At 36.8% G+C, this 24,289-nt stretch carries 21 protein-coding genes; 8 read left to right on the top strand and 13 right to left on the bottom strand.

All coding sequences use genetic code 11. From position 1 onward, the window contains the following. The first annotated feature begins 4 nt into the window (after window positions 1-4). Window positions 5-967, top strand: coding sequence for an AAA family ATPase (locus tag ABDJ41_RS02955; RefSeq protein ID WP_349784251.1), 963 nt, complete (start codon window positions 5-7; stop codon window positions 965-967). Here ABDJ41_RS02955 and ABDJ41_RS02950 read toward each other — a convergent pair. From ABDJ41_RS02950 to mutL, 7 genes are all read right to left on the bottom strand, one after another. Next, window positions 964-1,857 (bottom strand): glycerophosphodiester phosphodiesterase family protein, encoded by an 894-nt coding sequence (locus ABDJ41_RS02950; protein ID WP_349784250.1) that lies wholly within the window; start codon window positions 1,855-1,857, stop codon window positions 964-966. The genes ABDJ41_RS02955 and ABDJ41_RS02950 overlap by 4 nt on opposite strands. A gap of 101 nt (window positions 1,858-1,958) precedes the next feature. After that, window positions 1,959-2,816 carry a nuclear transport factor 2 family protein gene (locus ABDJ41_RS02945; protein ID WP_349784249.1) on the bottom strand — a complete coding sequence of 286 codons (858 nt, stop codon included), beginning with the start codon at window positions 2,814-2,816 and terminating at the stop codon, window positions 1,959-1,961. Window positions 2,817-2,890: 74 nt separating this feature from the next. After that, window positions 2,891-4,351, bottom strand: coding sequence for a cysteine--tRNA ligase (gene cysS, locus ABDJ41_RS02940; RefSeq protein WP_349784248.1), 1,461 nt, complete (start codon window positions 4,349-4,351; stop codon window positions 2,891-2,893). 18 nt (window positions 4,352-4,369) lie between these two features. Further along, window positions 4,370-5,479: an endonuclease/exonuclease/phosphatase family protein gene (locus ABDJ41_RS02935; protein WP_349784247.1), complete on the bottom strand. Its 1,110-nt coding sequence runs from the start codon at window positions 5,477-5,479 to the stop codon at window positions 4,370-4,372. Further along, on the bottom strand, window positions 5,479-6,342 hold the full coding sequence (locus tag ABDJ41_RS02930; RefSeq protein ID WP_349784246.1) for a rhomboid family intramembrane serine protease: 864 nt from the start codon (window positions 6,340-6,342) through the stop codon (window positions 5,479-5,481). Before ABDJ41_RS02930 ends, ABDJ41_RS02935 begins: the two co-directional genes overlap by 1 nt. After that, a complete protein-coding gene (locus ABDJ41_RS02925) occupies window positions 6,335-7,084 on the bottom strand; it encodes a rhomboid family intramembrane serine protease (protein ID WP_349784245.1) in 750 nt (249 codons plus the stop codon). The genes ABDJ41_RS02930 and ABDJ41_RS02925 overlap by 8 nt, the downstream gene beginning before the upstream one ends. 4 nt (window positions 7,085-7,088) lie before the next feature. Next, window positions 7,089-8,960: a DNA mismatch repair endonuclease MutL gene (mutL, locus tag ABDJ41_RS02920; protein WP_349784244.1), complete on the bottom strand. Its 1,872-nt coding sequence runs from the start codon at window positions 8,958-8,960 to the stop codon at window positions 7,089-7,091. Between the two features lie 149 nt (window positions 8,961-9,109). Here mutL and ABDJ41_RS02915 point away from each other — a divergent pair, with 149 nt between their 5' ends. Further along, window positions 9,110-10,927 (top strand): serine hydrolase domain-containing protein, encoded by a 1,818-nt coding sequence (locus ABDJ41_RS02915; RefSeq protein ID WP_349784243.1) that lies wholly within the window; start codon window positions 9,110-9,112, stop codon window positions 10,925-10,927. A 13-nt stretch (window positions 10,928-10,940) separates the two neighbouring features. Here the strand turns inward: ABDJ41_RS02915 and ABDJ41_RS02910 are convergent, their stop codons facing one another. Further along, window positions 10,941-11,684, bottom strand: coding sequence for an XRE family transcriptional regulator (locus tag ABDJ41_RS02910; protein WP_349784242.1), 744 nt, complete (start codon window positions 11,682-11,684; stop codon window positions 10,941-10,943). 57 nt (window positions 11,685-11,741) lie between these two features. Between ABDJ41_RS02910 and ABDJ41_RS02905 the strand changes: the two genes are divergently transcribed. Next, window positions 11,742-12,644 (top strand): HEPN domain-containing protein, encoded by a 903-nt coding sequence (locus ABDJ41_RS02905; RefSeq protein WP_349784241.1) that lies wholly within the window; start codon window positions 11,742-11,744, stop codon window positions 12,642-12,644. Window positions 12,645-12,793: 149 nt separating this feature from the next. Here the strand turns inward: ABDJ41_RS02905 and ABDJ41_RS02900 are convergent, their stop codons facing one another. Continuing rightward, window positions 12,794-13,756, bottom strand: a complete 963-nt coding sequence (locus ABDJ41_RS02900) for an isopenicillin N synthase family dioxygenase (RefSeq protein WP_349784240.1) — start codon at window positions 13,754-13,756, stop codon at window positions 12,794-12,796. Window positions 13,757-14,357: 601 nt separating this feature from the next. On the opposite strand from ABDJ41_RS02900, the gene msrA reads away from it, so the two are divergent. From msrA to ABDJ41_RS02885, 3 genes are read left to right on the top strand one after another with little or no spacing between them, the layout of a single operon-like run. Beyond that, window positions 14,358-14,954 carry a peptide-methionine (S)-S-oxide reductase MsrA gene (gene msrA, locus ABDJ41_RS02895; RefSeq protein WP_349784239.1) on the top strand — a complete coding sequence of 199 codons (597 nt, stop codon included), beginning with the start codon at window positions 14,358-14,360 and terminating at the stop codon, window positions 14,952-14,954. Between the two features lie 32 nt (window positions 14,955-14,986). Further along, on the top strand, window positions 14,987-15,460 hold the full coding sequence (locus ABDJ41_RS02890) for a copper resistance protein NlpE (protein ID WP_349784238.1): 474 nt from the start codon (window positions 14,987-14,989) through the stop codon (window positions 15,458-15,460). Between the two features lie 4 nt (window positions 15,461-15,464). Beyond that, window positions 15,465-15,725 carry a 4a-hydroxytetrahydrobiopterin dehydratase gene (locus ABDJ41_RS02885; protein WP_349784237.1) on the top strand — a complete coding sequence of 87 codons (261 nt, stop codon included), beginning with the start codon at window positions 15,465-15,467 and terminating at the stop codon, window positions 15,723-15,725. A 74-nt stretch (window positions 15,726-15,799) separates the two neighbouring features. On the opposite strand, the gene ABDJ41_RS02880 is transcribed toward ABDJ41_RS02885, so the two are convergent. Both ABDJ41_RS02880 and ABDJ41_RS02875 read right to left on the bottom strand, forming a co-directional pair. Next, window positions 15,800-17,083 (bottom strand): SGNH/GDSL hydrolase family protein, encoded by a 1,284-nt coding sequence (locus ABDJ41_RS02880; protein WP_349784236.1) that lies wholly within the window; start codon window positions 17,081-17,083, stop codon window positions 15,800-15,802. Window positions 17,084-17,101: 18 nt separating this feature from the next. After that, window positions 17,102-18,307, bottom strand: a complete 1,206-nt coding sequence (locus ABDJ41_RS02875) for an OmpP1/FadL family transporter (protein WP_349784235.1) — start codon at window positions 18,305-18,307, stop codon at window positions 17,102-17,104. Between the two features lie 274 nt (window positions 18,308-18,581). Here ABDJ41_RS02875 and ABDJ41_RS02870 point away from each other — a divergent pair, with 274 nt between their 5' ends. Continuing rightward, window positions 18,582-19,214, top strand: coding sequence for a nitroreductase family protein (locus ABDJ41_RS02870; protein ID WP_349784234.1), 633 nt, complete (start codon window positions 18,582-18,584; stop codon window positions 19,212-19,214). A 200-nt stretch (window positions 19,215-19,414) separates the two neighbouring features. Continuing rightward, window positions 19,415-22,141 (top strand): carboxypeptidase-like regulatory domain-containing protein, encoded by a 2,727-nt coding sequence (locus tag ABDJ41_RS02865; protein WP_349784233.1) that lies wholly within the window; start codon window positions 19,415-19,417, stop codon window positions 22,139-22,141. A gap of 53 nt (window positions 22,142-22,194) precedes the next feature. Here the strand turns inward: ABDJ41_RS02865 and ABDJ41_RS02860 are convergent, their stop codons facing one another. Further along, window positions 22,195-23,733 carry a PspC domain-containing protein gene (locus tag ABDJ41_RS02860; protein WP_349784232.1) on the bottom strand — a complete coding sequence of 513 codons (1,539 nt, stop codon included), beginning with the start codon at window positions 23,731-23,733 and terminating at the stop codon, window positions 22,195-22,197. Beyond that, window positions 23,730-24,098, bottom strand: a complete 369-nt coding sequence (locus ABDJ41_RS02855) for a PadR family transcriptional regulator (RefSeq protein ID WP_349784231.1) — start codon at window positions 24,096-24,098, stop codon at window positions 23,730-23,732. Before ABDJ41_RS02855 ends, ABDJ41_RS02860 begins: the two co-directional genes overlap by 4 nt. Window positions 24,099-24,289: the final 191 nt, after the last annotated feature.

Genomic DNA, 24,289 nt, shown 5'->3' with positions numbered 1-24,289 from the left:
GCTTATGCAGTTTGACAATGACATTAAAGCTGTTGATGCATTGCATCAATCCTATAAAAGCATTAAAGCTGAAATAGGAAAAGTAGTAATCGGACAGGATGAAATTATTAAGTCTGTCCTGATCTCTATTTTTAGCAATGGACATTGTTTATTGGTTGGGGTACCTGGGTTAGCTAAAACCTTACTGGTTCAGACTGTAGCAAGTGTATTAGACTTAAACTTTAACAGGATACAGTTTACTCCTGATTTAATGCCTAGTGATATTATTGGTGCTGAAATTCTTGGTGAAGACCGTAACTTTAAATTCATTAATGGTCCCATTTTCTCTAACATTATTCTTGCTGATGAAATCAATAGGACCCCACCAAAAACACAGGCAGCATTATTAGAGGCGATGCAAGAAAAAGCTGTCACAGCGGCAGGATTAACACATACCTTGCCTAAGCCCTTCTTTGTTCTCGCTACGCAAAATCCAATTGAACAGGAAGGAACCTACCCTCTGCCAGAAGCACAGCTAGACAGGTTTATGTTTAATGTCCACTTGGGATACCCTTCATTTGAAGATGAACTGACTATTGTAAAAAATACAACCAGTAACAATGAGGTTAAATTGAATAAGATTATTAATGCTAGTCAGATTCAATATTTCCAAACACTGGTAAGAAACATTCCTGTAACTGACAATGTTGTTGAGTATGTAGTAAAATTGGTTAATAAAACACGTCCAAACACTTCTTTGGCGACTGAAGAGGTTAACAAATACATCAACTGGGGTGCAGGCCCAAGGGCTTCACAGTTTCTGATTATAGGTGCTAAATGTCATGCTGCAATTACAGGAAAATATGCTCCTGACATTGAAGATGTGCAAGCTGTAGCGGAAGCGATCTTACGCCATCGTATTGTACGCAATTACCGTGCAGAAGCAGAGGGTTTATCTATAGAAAACATCATTAAGAACTTATATTAGTTTCTTTTTTGCTGCATGATACGTGTATACTGATTAGGATAATCGGTAATGATACCATCAACACCAAGATTAATCAGGTAATTCATGTCTTTCGCTGTATTTACTGTCCATGGAATAATCTTTACACCAGCAGCATGACAACGGTCTACCAGGCCCTTTCCTACCAATACATAATAAGGGCTGTAATAGTCCGGTGTAAATCCTAGTGCCTGTATCCCATCTTCGAAATCTTGCTTTTCATCCACCATCAACGATGTTTTAATAGCTGGATAATGCTCTTTTAAATATTGAAGCGTACGCACATCAAGCGACTGAATGATAACTCTTTTTGTTAATTTCTTTTTCTTTATGATCTCCATAATCCGCTCAATAAACACTGATGCATCTGGCTGAAACTCACCATCTCCCTTTCTGATCAAAGCTGTTTCTATATTGTAAAGTGGCTTTGCTAATCTGTTCTTCTTTACGTAGGCTTCAACAGAATCTATCACCTCAGAAAGCAATGGTTTATATGCTTTAAATTTCATTTGTCCGGGAAACCTGGGATGTAGCTTTGAACCAACATCAAATTTCCTGATCTCCTCATAATCCATTTTAAACATATTGTATTTCTTTTCATCTTTAAAAGAAATAGGCTTACCAGATGGCGTTTTACTAATCTCGTTATTAAAATATGGTTCGTGAGAAAGAACTACCCTTTCATCTTTAGAAATCACGACATCCATATTTAATACATTTGCGTCAAGGTCCAGTGCTTTGAGCATTCCCTGAATGGTATTTTCAGGCATAATACCTCTTGCACCCTGGTGGCCTATTAGCATAAACTTTTGAGCCCTGGTAGGAATAAATGATATGAATAGAAGGGCGGTAACTATAAGTATTTTCTTCATGAATATTTTAATAACGGCATAAATTAAGGATTTATTGGCTGTAAACAAAAAAGGTACCATATCTACGATGATATAGTACCTTTTCTTATTTAAGGATCTTATTACCGCTCTGCTGGTGAGAACACCTGCACAATGATATTCCAGTTATGATCAGCCTGACGCTCATAAATAAAAACATAATTGAAGCTTTCTCTTAAGTCTGCTTTATAATCAACCGTAGCTATTCCATATGTATAAGCCAGATCACCACCGTCAGCTTTATCCACTTTAGTAGTTTTCAAATTTATTTTGCTAATCATGCTATTAAAGAAAGGCAGGATATTGTCTTTACCAATCATTGGCTCATATCCTGGAAATAGCAAACGTGCATCTGGATTTAAGAACCCAGCAAAAGCAGGCATTCCATAAGACTTTAACGTAGTATTTAAAGTCTTCTCTGTCGTAGCAATAATGTCCGCCCCAGCAGCTCTTTGCTTATCATTTAAAAACTTAGGTTTATAAAAGTCTTTAGGTTCAATAAATAATGGAGTTACTTTATTTAAAGGTTTATTGCTGCTAGTCCCCAGATCTAGTGCAAGTTCCCATTTAGAACCATTAGCTTTCCAAACACTTAAATATTGGCCATAAGATGTCTTATCTCCTTTTTCTGTGTAAGGACCTGTTGTAAACCCCCAATCTCCACTTCTGGAAACTTTAGCATACACAGGTGTCCAACTGATGTCTTTACTATCAGGGTGTGAAGCGTAAAATGTCTTTGCATTTACCGGATTTGGTCTAAATGCCAGTCCATCTGCAGCAGCAAAAGAAGCATAGGCAGCCTTAGAACCATTTTTAGCTAGTGTAGCAGCAAATTCTTTCTCAGCCTTTACCAGGGATTTAGTACTTCCATCAGATTTTTGGGCATAAGCACCAACTGTAAGTGAAGCTGCAATAATTGTATAAAATATCTTGTTCATCATAATATATAGTTTGCGTTGCGAATATAGGATATGGATATAATTCTCTTTAAAAAAGTAATTAACAATTACACATATTAAGCTTTAGTCCAGGTTGTGCCGTCCTTACTGTCTTTTAATTGTATCCCCATACTTTGCAATCCTAGACGTATTTTATCAGAAGTTGCATAATCCTTATTCTCTTTTGCAGCTTTACGGATATCGATCACCATATCTAAAACAGCATTAAGTTCAATATTAGAGCTATCCTCATCCTTTAATCCAAAGATATCGAATACAAAATCATTCATCAGCTTTTTCAACTTATCAAGCTCAATCTCAGAGATTTTTCCTTTCCCATCGTAAACAATATTGATGATCCGGGTAGCTTCGAATAATTCCGCAATAACCACAGGACTATTAAAATCATCATTCATTGCTTTTACGCAATTCTTTATAATAGGATCGATTTCGAAATCACTTTCTGTCGACGAACTTAATTTGTCAAGCAGACTCAGCGCATTCATTAAACGTCTGAATCCTTTTTCAGAAGCATCTAAAGCTTCATTTGAAAAATCTAGTGTACTACGATAGTGTGCCTGAAGCATAAAAAACTTAACTGTCATAGGACTGAACCCACGTTCCAGCAAAGGATGATCACCAGTAAAAAGTTCACCTGGGAGAAAGCCATTACCAGCAGATTTAGACATACGCGTACCATTTACAGTAAGCATATTGGTATGCATCCAATATTTTGCAGGCTGTTTATGACTACAAGCTTCAGACTGTGCTATTTCATTTGTATGATGCGTAGCAGCCAGGTCCATGCCACCACCATGTATATCAAACTCTTCACCTAGATATTTGGCACTCATGGCCGAGCATTCAATATGCCAGCCCGGAAAACCTTCACCCCATGGCGATGGCCAGCGCATCAATGTTTCAGGCTTTGCCTTTATCCATAGTGCAAAATCAAGTCTTCCTTTTTTATCATCCTGTCCGCCCAGCTCGCGTGTATTAGCCAGCATATCTTCCAGGTTTCTATTTGTTAATATTGTATAGTTATATTTTGCACTGTATTTTTCAACGTCAAAATAGACTGTTCCATTTACCTCATACCCATACCCGTTGGCAATGATCTCTTTGATCATTTCAATCTGTTCAGTAATGTGTCCTGTAGCAGTAGGCTCAATACTAGGTGGAAGGGTATTAAACATGCGCAACACATCATGAAAACCAAGTGTGTACTTCTGGACAATTTCCATAGGCTCAAGCTGCTCCAGCTTTGCACGCTTTGCAAATTTATCATCCCCCTCATCACGGTCACCCTCTAAATGCCCTGCATCAGTAATATTACGAACATAGCGGACTTTATATCCACTATATTTCAGATATCTGAATATTAAATCAAAAGAAATGAATGTACGACAATTACCTAAATGAACATCACTATATACGGTAGGTCCGCAAACATACATGCCCACATGAGGCGCGTTGAGCGGTTCAAAAATTTCCTTCTTTCGTGTCAGGGTATTGTACAGTTGTAAGCCGTTATTCATTCTGTAAAGTTAAAAAATTTATGGGTTTAATATCAAATCACTGCGAACAGGGAAGTGATCTGACAATTTAGCGGGTATGATTCGATAATTTAGCACCTCTATTGATTGAGTTGTAGCAATATAATCGATCTGAAAATTTGGAAATTTACCATTATAGGTCTTCCCAAGGCCTGTTCCTTTTTCTTTGAATGCATTCTTTAATGACTTTGTCATTTGCCTTACCGCATAAGATGCAGGAGTATCATTAAAATCACCAGCCACTATAAAAGGAGTCTTGCAGGTTTCCATATGTGCCTTCATTATATCAACCTGTCCACTACGCTTCAAGAAAGCATTCCTTAACATGATCAGGATTCTTTTTGAGGGATAAAGCTTAGGCTCCATTTTATACTTTACCTGATCCAGATAATTATAATCTTGTTTATCAAATGATATAGATTGAAGATGAACGTTATATACCCTTAATATTTTCTTTCCAATCATTACATCTACAAAAATGCTCGAATTTCCAAAACCATTAACAAAGGTTATCTCACCTTTATTTTTAATCGGATATTTGGAGAAAATGGCCAATCCCGTAGCCTCATAATCATTCTCAGATGAGGGGACGAAATAATAGTAAGGTTTATTTAAAATACGTTTTAGACTATCGGTAATATCATAGCTCCCTTTTCTCCTTGTAAAATACTCCTGAAAACAAATGATATCAGGATTTTCTTCCTCAATCAGATTGAGCATCTGTTGTTTTACCGGATCTATATAATTTTGTCCATATGGTTTAAAGCTATGTACATTATAAGTCATCACTCTGATGTGTTCAGGGTTAATCTTAGCCCCTTCTCCCTTTTCGCCAATAAATCCAAATGTTGCAGTTAAGGGTGTCCAGCCTATTAAAATCAGCACAGATGTTGAAACCGCAAAAGTCCATCTCTTACGTAGGCACCACCAAACAATCATCAATATATTCAGCAACAAGAAATACGGATAAGCTAAACCAAAAAATGCGATAAGCTGAAACCTACGGGGATCTGTTCCACCTGCTAGCATTCCCAGGACAAGACCAATAACCAGGCCCACTGCTGCCAGACGAAAACATTTATCCAGAAATGTAGGCTTAGCTCGTTTCATTAGTCTTTACTCGCCTTAAATAGCGTTTCTTTCTCCTGCTTACTTAGTTTATCATACCCTGTTTTAGAAATTTTATCCAGGATACGATCTATTTCTTCCTGATTTACACCTTCATTTTGCTTCCTGCCTGGTTGCTTTCCTGAATCATTCTTAACAACCCTAAGCTTAGGTTTACGCTTAAATATTTTACTCCAATCAGCTCCACCTTTCAGTAATTTAATGTATGTAAAGCCAAGTATAGCACCACCAATATGTGCAAAGCTGCCTCCAGCATCCTTGGAAGCAATCCCAATCAGATCTAAAACGATATAAGCCAGCGCCAGATATTTAAGTTTGACCTCACCAAATAACAATAACCTCATGCTATAATCAGGTAGTAAAGTCGCCGTGGCAACAATAACAGCCATTACAGCAGCAGATGATCCAATTACTGTAGCAGCTGGTCTTACTTCAGCAAAAACAGGAAAGATATTGTATGCCAACAGATATAATAATGCTCCGGCGATACCACCAGCCAGATAAACAAAATGAAACTGACGAGGCTTTAAAAAATCAAGAAAGATATTCCCCAGCCAGAACAACCAAAGCATATTAAAAAGAATATGCCATAATCCATCATGGAAAAACTGATAAGTTATGATGGTATAAAACCTGGTAGGTAATTTCGATAAAGAAGCTGGGAAGCCAGCATATTCTCTTATAAGTGCATCGTAAACAATCCCGCCTTTCCCAGATAAAAAGAAAGGAATATTAAGCAATGCAAAGACAACAAAAATCAGGACATTGATGCCTATATAAAAGAATACAGGATTACCCGATTGGAATACTTTATATTTTAAATCTTTTAACAGGTTACTATTCATAATAGGTATAAAATCTATCGTTATTTCTATCTCCCCATAATTTGACCATTATAAACCCTAAAAGTGCCCCACCAAGGTGTGCATAATGCGCAATAGAATCACCAGGAATTCTTGCTACACCTAAAGAAAGCTCCATAAGGATATATACTGGAATCAGAAACTTTGCTTTAATTGGAACAGGGATGAACATTACATACATCTGTGTATTCGGATATAGCATACCGAAAGCTACCAGCAAACCAAATACGGCTCCGGATGCTCCAACCATGGGGAAACCATAAATCCCCATTAATGTTTGTTTTTGGGCATCCATTATTCCTCCAATATTAATATAGCCTTGAACCCCCTGATTTTTTAAAAATTCCAGCTGAATCGGATTATTGTAGATTGCTCCTGTAATATTATAAACTTCATAAGCTTGAACTGCCATTTGCAGAGCTACGGCCCCCAAACCGGTAATTACATAGAATTGTAAGAATCTTTTTGCTCCCCATCTTGACTCCAGTACCCCACCAAACATGAACAATGCAAACATATTGAAGAAAATATGCATAAAATCGCCATGCATAAACATATAAGTAACCAACTGCCAGATTCCAAAATACTGGGAGTCGAAATAATAAGCACCCAATAATCGGTCAAGATCAATATTTGCATTTAAAAGCACATATTTTGCTGCAAAGAACAACACATTTATGATCAATAAGTTCTTTACTACAGGCGGTATATGGATATTATTCATGTATCTATTTATCAAATTTTTTATCAAGCTCAGCCAGACCAATCGTTTGGATTACGGGCTTACCGCTAATGCTAAAGTTAGGTGTTTTACAGGCAAAAAGCTGCTCTATCAATGTATTCATCTCTTCCTGCCCTAGTGCCGTACCATTTTTTATAGCACTGTTTCTGGCCATACTTCTGGCAAGTGCATCTCTTTTATCTAATTTTAATTCTTGCTGCGAATTTTTAAAGCCTTCGATCAGATGTTCAAACAATTGAGTTTCATTAATGTTTCCACCTCCAAGATCCACAGGAATACCTTCAATTACTAACGTATTTTTTCCAAAATCTCTTACTTCAAAGCCTAAACTTTTAATATCCTCCAATAAACCTTTGGCCAATTCATAGTCGTTAGTACTTAATGTTACCGTTTGTGGAAAAAGACTTTGCTGGGAAGCCCCCTTTCTGTCTTCCAGATGCAAAATAAAACGTTCATATAAAATTCGCTCATGAGCAGCCTGCTGGTCAATAAGCATAATACCCGATTTAATCTGAGAGATGATATAGCGATTATGCAGTTGCATCAGTTGTTTTTGTACCGGTGTAAACTGATGTTCGGTTTCGGCAACGGGTAATTCCAATGATGACTGTTCTGCCTGGTCATGATTAGCGATTTCATATAATGAACCCCAGTTTTTAGTGCTTGGTGAGATATTTCCGCCACCGCCACCATAGCTTTTCGGAAAGCTGGCATAAGCAGTTTCTCTTGAGGCGACTGGTTTATCTCCAGCAAAAGGATTAAAATCAGGATTAAAGCTAATGCTTGGTGGCACAATTTCTTCAGGTGATTTATGCGTAATCATACCACTGAACCCCGTTTCCTGATCAAAATCAATTGTTGGACTAATATTAAACCTGCCTAATGATCTTTTTACTGCTGAATGCAGGATTGCATAAATAGACTTCTCATCCAGGTATTTGATCTCCGTCTTTGTAGGGTGTACATTTACATCAATATTAGCTGGATCTATATCTATAAAAAGCACATACAAGGGAAAATGATCATCCTGCAACAACTCCTCATAGGCCCGGTTAATCGCATGATTCAGATAAGCATCTTTTATGAAACGGTTGTTCACAAAAAAGAACTGCTCTCCCCTCGTCTTCTTTGCGTACTCAGGTTTTCCGATATATCCTTTTAAATTGATAATGCTCGTTTCTTCTTCAACCGGGATTAAACGCTCATTGTAGTTATTTCCAAACAAGTGGACAATCCTTTGTTTCAGAACAGAAGAAGGCAAGTGAAAAATTTCCACGCCATCATGGTGAAGTGTAAAAGCAATTCCAGGATGTGCCAGCGTTACACGCTGAAACTCATCGATGATATGACGCATTTCAGCAGGATTGCTTTTCAAAAAGTTACGTCTTGCAGGTGTATTATAAAAAAGGTTTTTAATACTGATACTTGTTCCGGCAGATGTGGCTACAGGTTCCTGCTTTATAAATTCAGAGCCTTCAATTTCAATTGAAGTACCAATCTCTTCATCATGTTTACGAGTCTTCAATTCAACCTGCGCAATAGCAGCAATAGAAGCCATTGCTTCACCTCTGAAGCCCATAGTACGAATAGCGAATAAATCCTCAGCTTTACGGACTTTAGAAGTCGCATGACGCTCAAAGCACATTCTGGCATCAGTAACACTCATACCAGATCCATTATCTATCACTTGTATCAGCGCTTTCCCAGCATCCTTAACAATCAACTGTATCTTACTTGCTCCCGCATCAATCGCATTCTCCAAAAGCTCCTTAACTGCAGAAGCAGGCCTTTGCACTACTTCACCTGCGGCAATTTGATTGGCTACACTATCTGGTAAAAGCTGTATAATATCTGACATCTATAATATCTTCGGTAAAGTCGCTAATTTAGGGAAAATACGGCTCATGTTATCCTATCTTTTTAGATATTTGTTCCGTATCTTTCAGATATTACCATAAAATTACCATTATATTTATGTTAGCAAACATAGATTTAAACCTATTATTCATGAGAAGAAATAGCCTCACAGGCATTATAACCATTAGTTTTTTTGCTTTGTTTACATTTACTGCCTGTGCACAGCAGGACCATCAGCAAAATGAACAGATATTAATGGTCTCTAAAACCATTGTGAGTAACACGGTACTACTGAATAATCAAGAAAACACTATCCCTCTTTTAAATCTTGACAAAAGAACCATTGCTTCTGTAAATCTTGGTTTTACCAATCAGCTGATATATGATAGCTTGTTATATAAATACGCAAAGGTATCCAGCTTCTCATCGGCCGACTACTCTAATTCTGCAACACTAAATGATCTGGAGGATGACCTAAAGTATTTCAACACTGTTATCATTACGTTACCATCTACTGCAATTAACGATCCCCGTAACATCAACTTCATTTTAAATACCGCAAAAAATAAACAGGTTATTATATCGCTCTTTGGTGAAGGTAGAGCACTTAATGTGCTTGACGGAATTAAGTCTCCCATTATTTGGACTACAGAAAACACACCTATTTCTGCTGTTATTGTCCCACAAATGATTTTTGGAGGTATAGCCATAACTCAGAAGCTTAATCAAAGCTATTCTCCAAAGTATACTATGGGTACAGGTTACACCACAAATACCATTCGTCTAAAATACACACTACCAGAAGATGCGAATGTAAATGCAAACAACCTAAGAGAAATAGATAACATTGCCAATGAGGCGATTAAGACAAAGGCTGCTCCTGGCATGGTTGTCCTCGTAGCCAAAGATGGGAAAGTTATTTTCAATAAAGCCTACGGCAACCATACCTATGATAATATCAGACCCGACCGCTTATCCGATATCTTTGACCTTGCATCTTTAACTAAAACCACAGCTACAACCCCAACCATCATGCGATTGGTTGAACAACAAAAATTAAACCTTGATACGAATATTGCAACCTATATCCCCAGAGCCAGAAACACTCCAATGGCCAATATAAAGGTACGCGAAGTTATGCTTCACCAGGCAGGTTTTATCCCATTCATTCCCTTTCATAACAACATACAACCAGGTGATTATAGTCGCGATTCCAGTATTGCTTATCCTACAAAAGTGGCCGACAACTATTTCATCCGAAAAAACTATTTTAAAGATGTAATGTGGCCAAAAATGCTGAATTCACCAATAAAAACAAGGGGCACTTATGTTTACAGTGATATCAGCATGTATGTCATGAAAGAAATAGCTGAACACATTACTCAAACTCCATTAGATCAATATGTACAGGAAAATTTTTACAAACCACTTGGTATGCAAACTGCAGGTTTCTTACCCAGGAACAGATTTGCGAGAGAACAGATTGTACCTACTGAACAGGATAATTATTTCAGAAAAACATTATTACAGGGCTATGTTCATGATCAGGGAGCTGCATTAGCAGGTGGCGTTTCCGGACATGCGGGATTATTTGCCAGTGCAAACGATGTAGCAATCATTTATCAGATGTTATTAAATAAGGGCAGTTATGGTGGACAACAATATTTTACACCTCAGACTGTAAATATGTTTACTTCGAAGCAATCTGATGTAAGCAGAAGAGGTTTAGGCTTTGACAGATGGGATCCTGATTTGACAAAAAAATATCCTTCCGAGACAGCTTCGCCACAAACTTATGGACATACAGGATATACCGGAACGTGTGTGTGGGTAGATCCTTCAAGAGGTCTAATATATATTTTTCTTTCTAATCGTGTATATCCTGCTGTAACAGATAAACTGATCACGATGAAAATCAGAGGCAGAATACAAGATGTTATTAATAAAGCTATTGACAAGGCACTTTAGACCAGAAACCAACTTATAGTTGATTTCTGGTTACCTTTCCTTTTACAATAAACATTCTTTTGATCATATCTTTATCAATCACTGTGTCTCCTTTAAAATTTGGATTCGATGAGCGCAGAATGACCTTATTTTGACTTGAATGCTCAAACAGCAATTTAACTGTAGTGATACTGTTTGCTCTTTCATCACCTATCAGGAGATAAGCTTCTCCCCATTGGATGATATTAAAATTTCTGATCTCTCTTACCGCTATGATCTCGCCACTTGCATATTTAGGATACATGCTATCTCCATAAATCGGTAAATAAGCATCACAATCATTAAATGGTCTGAAGTTTACATAATATTCAGGTGGTTCCCTTAATGTGTTAAAGCTCTCGAAAGATATTTCCGAAAGATTTACATTAAAATACGGCACTCCTTTTTTCATTGCCGAAATCTCATCATTGGACAACCCCTCTTCAAACATATCACCCTCGCCTGTCTCCAGCCAATCTGGACTTACATGATAATACTTAGCAATGTCATCCAACAACCGTCTACCGATATTTCTTTTACCGTTTTCTATAGCTGTGAAGTTACTTACATGTTTAGTAACAGGACTATAAAACTCTTCCTTAGTCATTTCCATTACTTTTCGTACCTCACCTAACCGAGATCCAATTTTATTTACCTGTAAATCAATATCTTCCAAAACAATTTCATTAAAACATTCTTTTGATTTCAATTTCTCATCAAAAGAACGCACGTTTACCATACAACAATTGCTAATGTAATAAACTTAAATATTAAAAACACCATTAAAAACTGTAGTATGAAGAAACAAAAAATACCTGTAGCAGCGGCTAGAGCCGTAGCCGAAAGCATTGAAACAATTGAATTAAAAAGCATTACACATGCTATACTTAGAAAAGTAAAAGCAGAAAAGATCATTTGTTTTGGCAGTATTGTAATTGCCAAAAAGAAAATCAGCTGTTTCTCTTCTGATCAGAAAGCTATAAAGCATGAGCCAAACAGCTATTGTCTTTTGGTTATTCCATCAGTAACAGAATCTGTTCCTGATATTTTAATCCAGCAAAGGCTGGAAGAAGAACTGAAAGGCCTTGCAAATGTAACAGTCATTGTTCATCGCATGTTAGAGATTAATGCAGCTTTACAAAATAATAGCTCATTTTTCACTAAAGTATACAGGAAAGGAATCCTATTATACGACAATGAAACTGAGCCTTTTATTGCAGCTGCAACTGGTAAAAACATCAGCGAACGTATTTCAAAAAGAGAGAAGTTCTGGCTCCAATGGTTTACACTCTCGCAAAGTTTTCTGATGGGAGCGCATTTTTATTCTGGCGAACAGCGAAACAATCTTGCTGTATTTATGCTTCACCAGAGTCTTCAGCATTGTTATTCAGCAATGCTGAGAGTACTGACCGGATACCGCAGCAATAGCAACAGTTTAAAAAGATTGATCAAGCTTATTGACAGCGCTCTTCCTGACTATTCATTGTCACCTTCCGAAGCCAGCCCTGAAAGTGCAAGATTATCCGCTTTATTAATGAAAGGGTTTAGCGATGCGCGATACAATGATAAATTTAATATAACCAACAATGAACTGAGTGCTTTAATTAAACGAATAGAGTATCTGTTAAAACAAGCTAACCTAATTTGCCAGGAACATATTGAGAATTTAAAATCAGGTAAAGTGGCCTATACCGGCTAACTATCTGATATGCATACACCAACAACAACAAGCCCTCCTGCTTTCAGCGTGCAGCCTTCGCGGCACTCTTAGAATCGAATCTCACCTAATCAGCACCTGTTTGCAACAAGGCTTAGCAAACTACACAAAGAGTTTGCTAAGCCTCCCTTTTATTTTTTTAACCCAATCTCTCTTAATCTTTCATCAAGATACTCTCCAGCAGTCATATCCTCATAAACTTTAGGATGTTCTGCATCAATACAAGATTGCAGACTTGTCAGATCCATATCACTTCTTGGATGCAAGAAGAAAGGGACAGAAAACCTGGAAGTTTTCATTAGTTCACGAGGTGGGTTTACCACTCTGTGCGTTGTTGATTTCAGTTTATTATTAGTTAGACGTTGTAACATATCACCAACATTTACCACAATATCGGTATGATGCGCTTTAATTGGCAACCACTCATTACTCCTGGTTAAGACTTCTAAGCCATCGGCACTTGCACCAATCAATAATGTGATCAGGTTAATATCCTCATGGGCACCAGCACGAACTGCATCATCTGGCAAAGCATCCGGATTTTCGATAGGAAAATAATGAATACCTCTTAAAATAGAATTCCCATTATGCACATGCTTATCAAAATAATCAATGGGAAGATTTAAATAAGTAGCTATTGCCCTTAATAAATGTTTTCCATTAGCTTCCAATCGTTGATAAATCTCTCTGGTCACCTCATTAAATCCCGTAATCTCTTCCAGAAATTCATTATCAGGATACTGTTCCTTTATGGGATCGCCATCCATTACTTCCTGACCAATTTGCCAGAACTCTTTCAAGTCGGCCGTTTTTGCTCCTTTAGCTGTTTCTTTACCCGGGCTTGTATAGCCACGTTGACCAGCCAGTTCCACTTTCTCGTATTTCTTCTTTTGTTCAGGCGAAAGACTAAATGCCGCTTGAATATTTTTATAGAGCTTATCAATTAGTTCCTGACTAACGCCGTGATTGGTAATGGTCACAAAACCAGAATCATTAAAGGCCTTACCCAATTCATCAGAGAATTTTTTACGCTCTTCTTCAGTTCCGTTGATGTATGAGCCCAGATCTAAACATGGGATATAAGGTGCAGACATAATGCTATATTTTAGTAAGTAACAACAATCTAATTTAAGAAACTATTGTTGATAAACCTTAAAGCCAATTCACCAGTAAGATAAAAAGCTACAAATAAATATTTTAAGTTACCAACATAACCTAATTTTTTAGGTCTTTGTTTCAAATCAATATTTAAACAAAAAAACAGCAAGAAGACAAACAAATCAGATTTTTTCAGGATTTGGAACAACCCGGATAGAAAGCTACAGAACGGTTTTAATTTCAGACTGGAATTAGTCGTATTTTGATTCAGAATTGATCGAACAAACACGAAGGAGATACGAAGGAGGTACGAAGCAATTTCGCCTTTAACTTTAAGGTCCTTCGAGACTCCCTCCAAGTCCGACCTAAGTCCATTTTTTTTGAATTTTAAACGCTTTCTTTCTTCAAAATTGAAGCTGGGACAATCAAAAATAATTCAATATCTTTCAAAAAATACTCATCTAATATACTTAAAATTTTTAGGTCTGCAAATCTATTAAAACCATCCGTACCTAAATCTAGTATATAGATGTAGTGGGCATGATTATTGTTTTACTGAACTTAACTGGGTGACTCCCTCATTTTATTTATGCAATCATGAAGCATTTATCGATTATGATCTTAGTTCTCTTAATAGCAAACAATTCAGATGGACAAACGAAATTACAGAAAGCGACTTTCGGTATGGGGTGCTTCTGGTGCTCCGAAGCTTTATTTCAAAGACTAAATGGTGTAGTAAGTGTTCGTTCAGGATATGAGGGTGGTTCAACAGTAAATCCTACTTATGAAGATGTTTGCAGCGGTGTTACTGGTCATGCAGAAGTGATTGAAGTGACTTATGACCCTGCAAAAATAAAATATGATGAGTTACTGGAAGTTTTCTGGAAAAGTCATGATCCAACTACGCTGAATCGTCAGGGGGCAGATGTAGGTACACAATACCGATCAGTTATTTTTTATCATAGTGAGGAGCAAAAACAAATTGCAGAAAAATATAAAAAGGAATTAAACAGCACCAAAGCATTTGGCAAGCCAATTGTCACAACCATAAATAAAGCCGCTCCATTTTATGTAGCGGAAAATTATCATCAGGATTATTTCAACAAAAATGGTAATGAACCTTACTGCAGATTGGTCATTTTACCTAAAATGGAAAAATTAGAAAAAGTGTTCAAAGCCAGATTAAAACAATAAGCTATTCATCTTTTAAATAAAACAGTTATCACGTGAAAAAACAACTCATTATTCTGGCAGCGGCCTCCATGATTACATGGGGCTGTAATTCAGAAACAAAACAACAATCAACAATAGACAGCAATGCGGTATCAGACGGTATAGACACAGTTGCAGTTGACAAAGTTCCCGGTGCAGATATGCACAATGCACAGATTTCACTCGATTGGAATGGTACTTACAAAGGTATTACTCCTTGTGCAGACTGCGAAGGTATAGAAACAGAAGTCACATTGAACAGAAACATGACTTACCTCATTAAAACAAGATATAAAGGCAAGGGCGATAAGGTTTTTGAAGAAACTGGAGATTTCAAGTGGGATAAAACTGGCTCAATAGTTATTCTTGAGGGATTAAAAGACCGTTCTTCTCAATTTTTTGTTGGTGAGAATACTTTAACTCAATTAGATATGGACGGAAAAAGAGTTACCGGAGATTTAGCAGAAAATTACGTCCTTAAAAAATAATACAATGGAAAAGATCATACAGAAGCAATGGGAAGAAATAGATAAAAAGCTTTATAAAGCTGTAATCTTTAAAGACTTCCAGGAAGCTTTTTCTTTTATGCTAAAAGTAGCCTTTTTAGCTGAGAAAAATAATCATCATCCAAAGTGGATCAATGAATGGAACAAAGTAGAAATATGGCTTTCAACACACGATGCAGGCAACGTAGTTACGGAGAAAGACAGAAACCTTGCAAAGGAAATTGATAAGATATTAGAAGTAAAATAATTTCTTAACGTAATGAAAAATGCCTGCTCATGATTTAAATATGAGCAGGCATTTTAATTCTGTTTCGACTAAAACTAAGGAAATTTTACGCCTCTATATTTAGAAACATCTACAACCGGAATACTAGAACCGTATTTGGCATTAATTGCTGCGATAAAAGCATTAGCTGTGATGGCGTATCCCAATGGGGTTAAATGGGTTCCATCCAATGAAAAAAGATTGCCTCTAATAAAAGCCGCACTTACCGGAATACCATTAACCATTTTACCAGCACCATATTCGTTTAACATACTATGAGCATCCATAATTGCTAATCCTTTAGCATTAGCAACATCCTTAATGGAAGTATTATATGAAGTAATAAAATCATTCACTACTTCTATTTCCGATTTATCTAAAACATACTTACTCTCAACCGGGTTAGCTGGATGTAAACCGTAAGGAATGCCATTATTATTTGGCTTTCCCATTACACCTGCAGAATTAAGAGTCAAAGTAAACAGATCTTCTACAGTTGCAGGTCTTGAGGTTCCTGCCCCTGTTTGAATATAAATATCCTTTACATCCTTACCTGTTGGAGTAGCATTAATAGCAGCAAGCAAAGTCTGTAAAGTAACTGTATTAAAATAGGCAATTTTTGTAACATCAGGTACAGTCGCAACCACACCTTTAGCACCTGTTGAAGTCAACTTAGTAATTACTTCAGCGTACTGACTAGCAAATGCACCTTTTGGAGTTGGAGATGTTCCAGTTGCTCCCGCACTAGCATAACCAAGAATATCATTATTTCCTAGCCAGTTACTAAAAAATGTCCATGGCTTGGCTGTAACAAAATCAAGGTAAGGAGTATTTATAGTTGCGTCGGTTAATAAACGCTCATAATAATTATTTAAAGTCCCGTAACCTGGAATTTTCACATGGGCGAGTTGAATACCCGGTATACCAAAGTTCTCAATATTACCAGTGTATTTTGTATATAAATTAACACCACCAACCTGACCTCTGATTGCCAGATTTGATGTCTCAGGAACAATAGTAGGAACGCCGTTAACAAGCGCAGTTAACTTGAGATATCCTGAACCGTTAAACTGAGATTCAGGAAAAAAAGGTGTACTGAAACTACCGCCACCAACAGCTTTCATTTGAGTAGCGATCATTTCAGGATAAGAATTCTTTTGTCCTTCCAAATATAATCCAGCATCAGAAAAACCAGCCGTAAGCGAGTTCCCTAATGCAATATAACGAGTAAAATCAGCTGTCCCTTTGTTTGGAGCTGGAGTATCTATTGTAGGTTTACAAGATGCCAACCCAAGGATGGCCAGTGCCAGAGCACCTTTATAAAAATATGTTGATTTCATGATGTTACTGTTAGAAAATTAGAATTTATAGGATAATGCTACACCAGGGATGTAAGCAACAGTTTTAAAAGTACCGCTAAGGCCTGTTTCTATATTGGTTTCAGTTCTTGCTTTTATGTTTTCGTACAAAAAAGAGAAATCTATGCCGAAACGTTCGGAGGGCTTCAAACCTATACCTGCACTTAATAATACTCTGTCAGCATCTGGCACTTCAGGCGTAACATAACCTTCGCCTACTGGCGACATTGCATAAGCTGCCCCCGCCCTAAGTGTCAGAAAAGAAGTTGTTTCATTTTGAATACCCATTCTGAAAGTAGCAGCATCATGATAATTACGTTTAGATAAGGTAGGGTCGCCTTTATCATAATAAAAATCAAGATTCTTGTAAGCATGCCACCATACCCAATTTACGTCAAGCGCGATAGTTGTTTTTTCTGATGGATAAAATCCAAAGCCAACAGTACTTGTAGCAGGTAATGGCAGCGTTGCATTAAATTTAGTAGGCAATAAGGCCTGTACAGAGGCCGGAGCATTAAAGAAGTTAGCATCCCCATTTTCTACCTTGGCTGTTACCTGCGAGCGATGAGTCACACCAACAGAGACACCAGAGACAGTTTTAATGAATATACCTGCATTCCAACCGAAATCTTTTGAATCCCCCTTTAACTGCGCAGTAGTCTGTACACCATTATTCGTATATGGAACAGCCTTTTGAAGGTCTACTTTACCTAAAGCATATACCAATCCCCCGCCAATGCCAATGTTATCAGTAATTCTCAAACTCAAAGTCGGCTGAATATAAATGGATTGCAAATCAAGAGAAGTAACCGTGTATTTTCCTGTCCAATCTTCATTCCAGTGCATTGCTCCACCAAATGGAGTATATACTCCCAATCCGAATCTTAAGCGATTCTCAGGAGATCCGAAAACAGCGTATGCAGCTAAAGGTGTAGGGATCTTGTTTTTATTATACTCAGTTGTTGCAGAGCCTGTCTGATTAAAAGCGGTCTTAAGCCAAATGCCATGGGCACCTGCCTGTACTCCATTTCTTTTAAGAAAAGAAACAGCACCAGGGTTAAAAAATACAGCGGCTTCATCAAGAGCAAGTCCAGCACCCGCCCCTCCCATTGCTGTCTGCTTTTGTCCCTGAAGGTTTACCTGGAATGATTGAGAAAATCCCAAAACAGGAACCGACAGTAAAAAACTTAATAAGATCTTTTTCATAAGTACGTAGTTGTTTTAATAGAGGAGTAGATGTTTTTTATGATTTGGTTAGTTAAAAAAATGCCTGTTATACTTAAAACAAGATTGTTTAGCGTATGTTTTAGCTAAGATAAAACTATGCAAGCATAATAAAAAGAATAATTTTCATTTAAAAGTCATAAGCGTCAATATTATTACCACTCATTATAATAACATATTTATCTTTGCTAACACTGTTATTATTTCAATTAAAATAGTGTAAAAAATTTAGAAAGAAAGATATAAACAATAGATTATGAGTTTAATAGAAGCACTTAATTGGCGCTATGCCACTAAAAAAATGAATGGTACACCAGTTCCTCAGGACAAAGTTGAACAGATTATTTCTGCTGCTCACCTTGCACCTACCTCATCTGGTTTACAGCCATTTAGAATATTTGTAATCACAGAACCGGAATTAAAGGAAAAAATCAAAAACGTAGCATACGGACAGCAACAAATTACTGATGCATCTCATGTATTGGTCTTTGCAGCATGGGATGGTTATACAGAAGAACGCGTAAGAGGAGTATTTTCTCACGCTAATGCAGAACGAGGAGTGCCAGACTCTGCTACAGAGGCATATTTAAATGGTCTTTTGGGAAAATTCTCAGAAATGACGGCTGAAGAGCATTTTCATCATGCAGCAAAACAAGCTTACATAGGCTTTGGAGTAGCTATTGCCGAAGCAGCACTTTTAAAAGTGGATGCTACACCAATGGAGGGATTTGAAGCAGCAAAAGTAGATGAGCTACTTGGATTAAAAGAACTTGGATTACGCAGCACGACAATTCTTCCTCTAGGTTACAGAGACGATGCAGGAGATTGGTTAGTAAATCTTAAAAAGGTTCGTACTCCTTTACAAGATTTTGTAACTGAATTGAATTAAGGTCGCCTTTCATACCTTAATTATGATACGAGGCTGTTCAATAAGTATTATGCTTTCTTGAATAGCCTCGTTTTTTAAAAAACCAACAACTCCAAAAATCTAAATATAAACTGTCAAAAAATGTTAAAGATGCGAGCATGATAAGCGATTCATTTCATAAATGAATATATTAGCAATATTAATCGTATATAAACATTTTGATGAGATTCATAAATTTGGCTATCGCACTCCTATTTGTTATCATTGCAGCTGATTTTTCAGCCTTTGCACAACAGGACAGTGTTGTTTTAGATAATATTTTAAAGAAAACAAAAAAGCTATCGGATGAACGTCCCGTAGAAAAAGTATATCTTCATTTTGATAAACCTTATTATTCAGTTGCTGACACGATGTGGTTTAAGGCTTATCTGACCATGGAACAAAATGTACCTTCACAATTGAGTAAAATTGTTTATGTAGACATTATGAGTAGCAAAGACTCATTGGTACAAACCTTCAAACTCCCTGTTGTTGGAGGCATAGCTACAGGAAATGTACCCCTCAATCCCAGTAATTATCAACAAGGAAATTATTACATAAAAGCCTATACCAGGTGGATGCTAAACTTTAGTGACGATTACTTTTTTAGCAAAACCATCGCAATAGGTGAAGCTATTGAAAAGCAACTGAATACACATTTTAGTTTTAAAACTACTGAAACAGATAAAAGCCAGGTGATAGATGTAGTTCTACAATTTAAAAATCGCGACAATGTTGTTCAAGCAGGAAAGGCGGTAACCTGGAAAGCGCTATCTAATTACGATGAGGTCGCTAAAGGAAAAGGTGTTACTGACCAAAATGGTTTCTTAAGGATAAAAATAGATCCAAGAAGAGCTGATAAAATCAAAAATGGTGAACTGATTACAGAGATTACCATGGTAGATAAAAGTATATTAACAAGTTCATTTACCTTCAAACCCAGCACTTCGGCAGAGTACGATGTTCAATTTTTTCCAGAAGGAGGTGAACTCATTAATGGAATTGCGTCAAGAGTTGGTTTTAAAGCATTAAAGCAAAATGGAGCTGGAGTTGATCTAAAAGGTTCTATAGTTGATAATGCAGGAAATAAATTGATTGACTTCAGTTCCAGTCACCTCGGAATGGGATCCTTCTATATGAATGCAGAAGCAGGAAAGACTTATAAAGCCAATGTTACCTTTAAAGATGGCTTCAGCAAAAGTTTCGATTTGCCAAAAGCCATCTCTTCCGGTATAGCTGCCCAGGTAAGCAATACCGATTCTTTAGTCTTTAATCTAAAAATAGTTGCTAATGATGCTTATTTTGAAGCTAATAAGAATAAAACCCTTTTTATAGTGGCCACCAATGGTGCTGTTATTTACTATGCAGCTAAAACAAAGTTGAATTCGCAAGTAACCTCGGCCAAATTACCTAAAGACAAATTCCCGGCAGGCATTGTACAAATTACCTTATTTAATGAAACAGGGGAACCTATAAGTGAAAGACTGGCTTTTAATTATCAACCTAATTCAATTAAACTTTCATTAAAGAGCGATCTAACTACTTACAAACCTCGTCAGAAAGTAAAGCTTGCTGTAACGGCAAAAGACGGTGCCCAGTTTGCTGAGGGGAACTTCTCAATCTCAGTTACCGATGAGCAAAAAGTACCTGTTGATGAGAACTCAGAAATTACCATTTTAAGCTCATTACTACTTACCTCTGACCTGAAAGGTTATATAGAAAAACCCAATTATTACTTCAACAAAACCAATGCAAAGAAATTGGCTGACCTGGATGTATTATTACTGACTCAAGGATTTAGAAGATATAGTTACAAGGAAATTTTATCAGACAAAAAAACTCCACTTACATTTCTACCAGAACAAAGTATGACCCTTACCGGTACATTAAGAGACCGTACAGGTATGCCCATAAGAAAAGGAAACCTACGTTTAACCGTTCCAGGCACACGCATTGGAGTAGAAACTTTAAGTAGTCCATCTGGTATTTTCACCTTTCAGAACCTGAATATACCAGATTCCTCTGAGGTAGTGATCAGTGCAAAACACAATCCAAATGGGAATAACCTGATGATTATATTAGATGGTCAGCCGGCTCCTCAATTAACTAAAAACCCTCATCAAGCTGAAGAAGTAACCAATATAGACAGTACAATGTCAGCTTACTTAAACAATAGTAAAAGACAGTACAGCTATTTACGTCAACTTAAGGAAGTTAAAATTGAGGGTGCTAAAGCTAAAAGACCAAGTCATGCTGACCACCCTGCTTTATCAGGGCTGAGCTCTATTTCAGGCACATTGATAGAAGGTGAACGATTTAAAGGATGCAATATGCTTGCTTTATGTTTGCAAACCATGGCTACAGGTTTAATCTTCTATGAGAATAACTTTTATGTAAACAGGGATTACCAGCAAGGTAGCAGAGTACCTGTACAGATTTTTCTGAACGGCATGCCGATTGACTACTTAGGACTTTCAAGTGTACAATCTAATGAAGTAGAAAACGTAGAGGTATTTACAAAAGATGAATTGGGTACCGTGAACAGAATGTATAATACTAACGGTGTATTGGTTATTAATACGAAGAAAATACCTAAAGGTGAAAAGATGAGCATGGAAGATTTCAAGAAACTTATTCCAGATCCGAGTCTATTGAAATTTAGTCCGAAAGGCTATAGCAAACAACGGGAATTTTATGCTCCAAAATATGTAAATGCAGCTGCGACATACAATTTTAATGATTTAAGATCTACTATCTACTGGAATCCCAAAGTAGTTACAAATGCAACTGGCGGCCTATCATTAGAATATTATAATGCTGATGGGAAAGGTACTTACAAAGCAGTTATTGAAGGTGTAGATAAAGATGGTAATATAGGTCGATTTGTTTATCGTTATACAGTTAAATAAACAAAACTGACATATTTACAAACGAACAAAGGGGCAGCTTGCCCCTTTGTTCGTTAATTATCATTTTCCTGTTTCTCAAATTTGCATTTGACACCTGTCTCAGTCATAATCCATGAGGTATATTGAGACCCCTCATCATGTTCACAGTTCCAATAACTATATCCATTCAGATAATGATTAAACTCTTTACTAATTCTAACTTCCGTGCCCACTGGAATATTTAAAACAAGAACGACTTCCTGTCCGCGCCAGTTGGCCATTTTTGGGATATGTAATATTGGGTTAAAATTAAGATTCGCTCCTTCTTGTAAAAAGTCATAATGAATGCTCTGAGCATTTTTCAAGGCACCTTCAAAAGTCTTTCCTCTTGACTTAAATGCTGTATTTAAAGACACCTTCCCATCTAAGCTCTTTTCCATTCTGAAGCTAATACTCCTGGGCATATTGAAGTCATCGTCCAGACTAGACATTATTTTTCTGCCTTTGTAGCGTGTTGCATCAATACGATAGTTTAAGCTATCTTCTTTTGTAAAGTACCTTGCTTTGTTAATATTCAGCGAATAAACCGGAAAACTGTTCAAAGGTGTAGTTTGTGCAAATTCAGCCCCTTCTTTAAATTCAGTAGACACTCTTGCTACATAAAATATTCCAGTGAATACACCAGCTATCCAGACTAACAATAATCCGTAAGACAACACTTTACTAACAGGCCGACCATTAAAACCCACACGTATTGAAAATAAGATAAGGCCTAGTAATGGAACAAATAGAATAATAAATGCAGCTATGGACATAGGAAAAAGGTATTCCTGGTTAACCATGCTGATTGGAAAATAATTTTGTATATCAGAACTCCATAGTCCTAAAAATATAGCCAATACAACAATTAAAGCTAACAAGAAGAATGAAGCGAAAGCAATAATACCTCCAACAATGAATTTAAAAATCACCTTTCCTGTACCTTGTATAAATTCACCAATACCTTGAATAAAGCCCGCAATAAAGCCGCGCGATTGTTCTGCAAACGGCTGCAAATGTGTATTAGCAAAACCTCTGAGATTAGTTTCCTCGCCAAGCATTTCCATTTTCTCTATCCTGGTTGTGGCTTTAGGAACCATAATCCAAAAAATAATATAAACCAATAAACCAGCTCCGAATATAAAAATGCTCAAAAAGGCAAATAGCCTAATCCATTTAGTTTGAATATCTAAATAATGACCAAGTCCAGAACAAACACCAGCAACCATTGCCCGATCGGTATCTCTATATAATTTCCTGATAGAATTATAATGACTTGAAAATTCAGGTTCTCCTTCAGTCTCTTCTAAATTTTCAAAATCCTTTACTGAACCCATCTGTTTTACCACAGACTGAACATCTTCAATATTGATCACCTGCTTTTGTTGTGCTGCCAAAATCTCGGCAAACATCTCGGCAATTCTATTTTCTATATCCGTTACAATCTCAAAGTCATCCGCACTTTTTGAGAAATGATGTTTTACCTCATTCAAATAATTGGTGAGCATTTCATAAGCATCTTCCTCAATATGAACGATGGAGTTGCCTATATTTATATTGTGTGTCTTCTTCATGATTCTGTTTGATTAGTCGGTTTTTTAGATTCTTTATCTGCTTCTTTCCTGGATGTATTAATAGCATAAGAAAGCTCTTCCCAGGTGGCATCCAATTGCTTTAAAATTCCTCTTCCTGTATCTGTAAGTATGTAATATTTACGAGGTGGACCAGAGGTCGATTCTACCCAGTTATAGCTCAGTAAACCATTATTTTTTAATCTGGTAAGCAATGGATAAAGCGTCCCCTCAACAACCAGAAGCTTAGCCTGCTTCAGTTCGGCGATAATATCTGAAGCATAAATTTCACCTCTTGATATTATAAGCAGCACACAGTATTCAAGTATGCCCTTTCGCATTTGCGTTTGCGTATTTTCTGCTATCATAATACAAAGTTATATGTTTTCTACAGTAATATGCAATACATAGTACTATAAAAATTCAAAAATTATCAATAAATAACTGATATACAGATAAATAATTTAACATCAATTTCATTTAACTTATTAAAAACATTAGAAAAAGAAAGGTAAGATCAATTTATTAACAATTCTTAGTATTGATATATTCTGGCTCA

Origin of the sequence: Pedobacter sp. ASV1-7, assembly GCF_040203335.1 — a bacterium.
Taxonomy (GTDB): Bacteria; Bacteroidota; Bacteroidia; order Sphingobacteriales; family Sphingobacteriaceae; genus Pedobacter.
Note: the sequence above shows the minus strand (reverse complement) of the source record. Positions and strands in the feature narration are given on the sequence as shown.

Bases quoted from the DNA above. Each gene is read 5' to 3' on its own strand.
- ABDJ41_RS02955 (WP_349784251.1), top strand. From the start codon at position 5: ATGCAGTTTGACAATGACATTAAAGCTGTTGATGCATTGCATCAATCC.
- ABDJ41_RS02950 (WP_349784250.1), bottom strand. From the start codon at position 1,857: ATGAAGAAAATACTTATAGTTACCGCCCTTCTATTCATATCATTTATT.
- ABDJ41_RS02945 (WP_349784249.1), bottom strand. From the start codon at position 2,816: ATGATGAACAAGATATTTTATACAATTATTGCAGCTTCACTTACAGTT.
- cysS (WP_349784248.1), bottom strand. From the start codon at position 4,351: ATGAATAACGGCTTACAACTGTACAATACCCTGACACGAAAGAAGGAA.
- ABDJ41_RS02935 (WP_349784247.1), bottom strand. From the start codon at position 5,479: ATGAAACGAGCTAAGCCTACATTTCTGGATAAATGTTTTCGTCTGGCA.
- ABDJ41_RS02930 (WP_349784246.1), bottom strand. From the start codon at position 6,342: ATGAATAGTAACCTGTTAAAAGATTTAAAATATAAAGTATTCCAATCG.
- ABDJ41_RS02925 (WP_349784245.1), bottom strand. From the start codon at position 7,084: ATGAATAATATCCATATACCGCCTGTAGTAAAGAACTTATTGATCATA.
- mutL (WP_349784244.1), bottom strand. From the start codon at position 8,960: ATGTCAGATATTATACAGCTTTTACCAGATAGTGTAGCCAATCAAATT.
- ABDJ41_RS02915 (WP_349784243.1), top strand. From the start codon at position 9,110: ATGAGAAGAAATAGCCTCACAGGCATTATAACCATTAGTTTTTTTGCT.
- ABDJ41_RS02910 (WP_349784242.1), bottom strand. From the start codon at position 11,684: ATGGTAAACGTGCGTTCTTTTGATGAGAAATTGAAATCAAAAGAATGT.
- ABDJ41_RS02905 (WP_349784241.1), top strand. From the start codon at position 11,742: ATGAAGAAACAAAAAATACCTGTAGCAGCGGCTAGAGCCGTAGCCGAA.
- ABDJ41_RS02900 (WP_349784240.1), bottom strand. From the start codon at position 13,756: ATGTCTGCACCTTATATCCCATGTTTAGATCTGGGCTCATACATCAAC.
- msrA (WP_349784239.1), top strand. From the start codon at position 14,358: ATGAAGCATTTATCGATTATGATCTTAGTTCTCTTAATAGCAAACAAT.
- ABDJ41_RS02885 (WP_349784237.1), top strand. From the start codon at position 15,465: ATGGAAAAGATCATACAGAAGCAATGGGAAGAAATAGATAAAAAGCTT.
- ABDJ41_RS02880 (WP_349784236.1), bottom strand. From the start codon at position 17,083: ATGAAATCAACATATTTTTATAAAGGTGCTCTGGCACTGGCCATCCTT.
- ABDJ41_RS02875 (WP_349784235.1), bottom strand. From the start codon at position 18,307: ATGAAAAAGATCTTATTAAGTTTTTTACTGTCGGTTCCTGTTTTGGGA.
- ABDJ41_RS02870 (WP_349784234.1), top strand. From the start codon at position 18,582: ATGAGTTTAATAGAAGCACTTAATTGGCGCTATGCCACTAAAAAAATG.
- ABDJ41_RS02865 (WP_349784233.1), top strand. From the start codon at position 19,415: ATGAGATTCATAAATTTGGCTATCGCACTCCTATTTGTTATCATTGCA.
- ABDJ41_RS02860 (WP_349784232.1), bottom strand. From the start codon at position 23,733: ATGAAGAAGACACACAATATAAATATAGGCAACTCCATCGTTCATATT.
- ABDJ41_RS02855 (WP_349784231.1), bottom strand. From the start codon at position 24,098: ATGATAGCAGAAAATACGCAAACGCAAATGCGAAAGGGCATACTTGAA.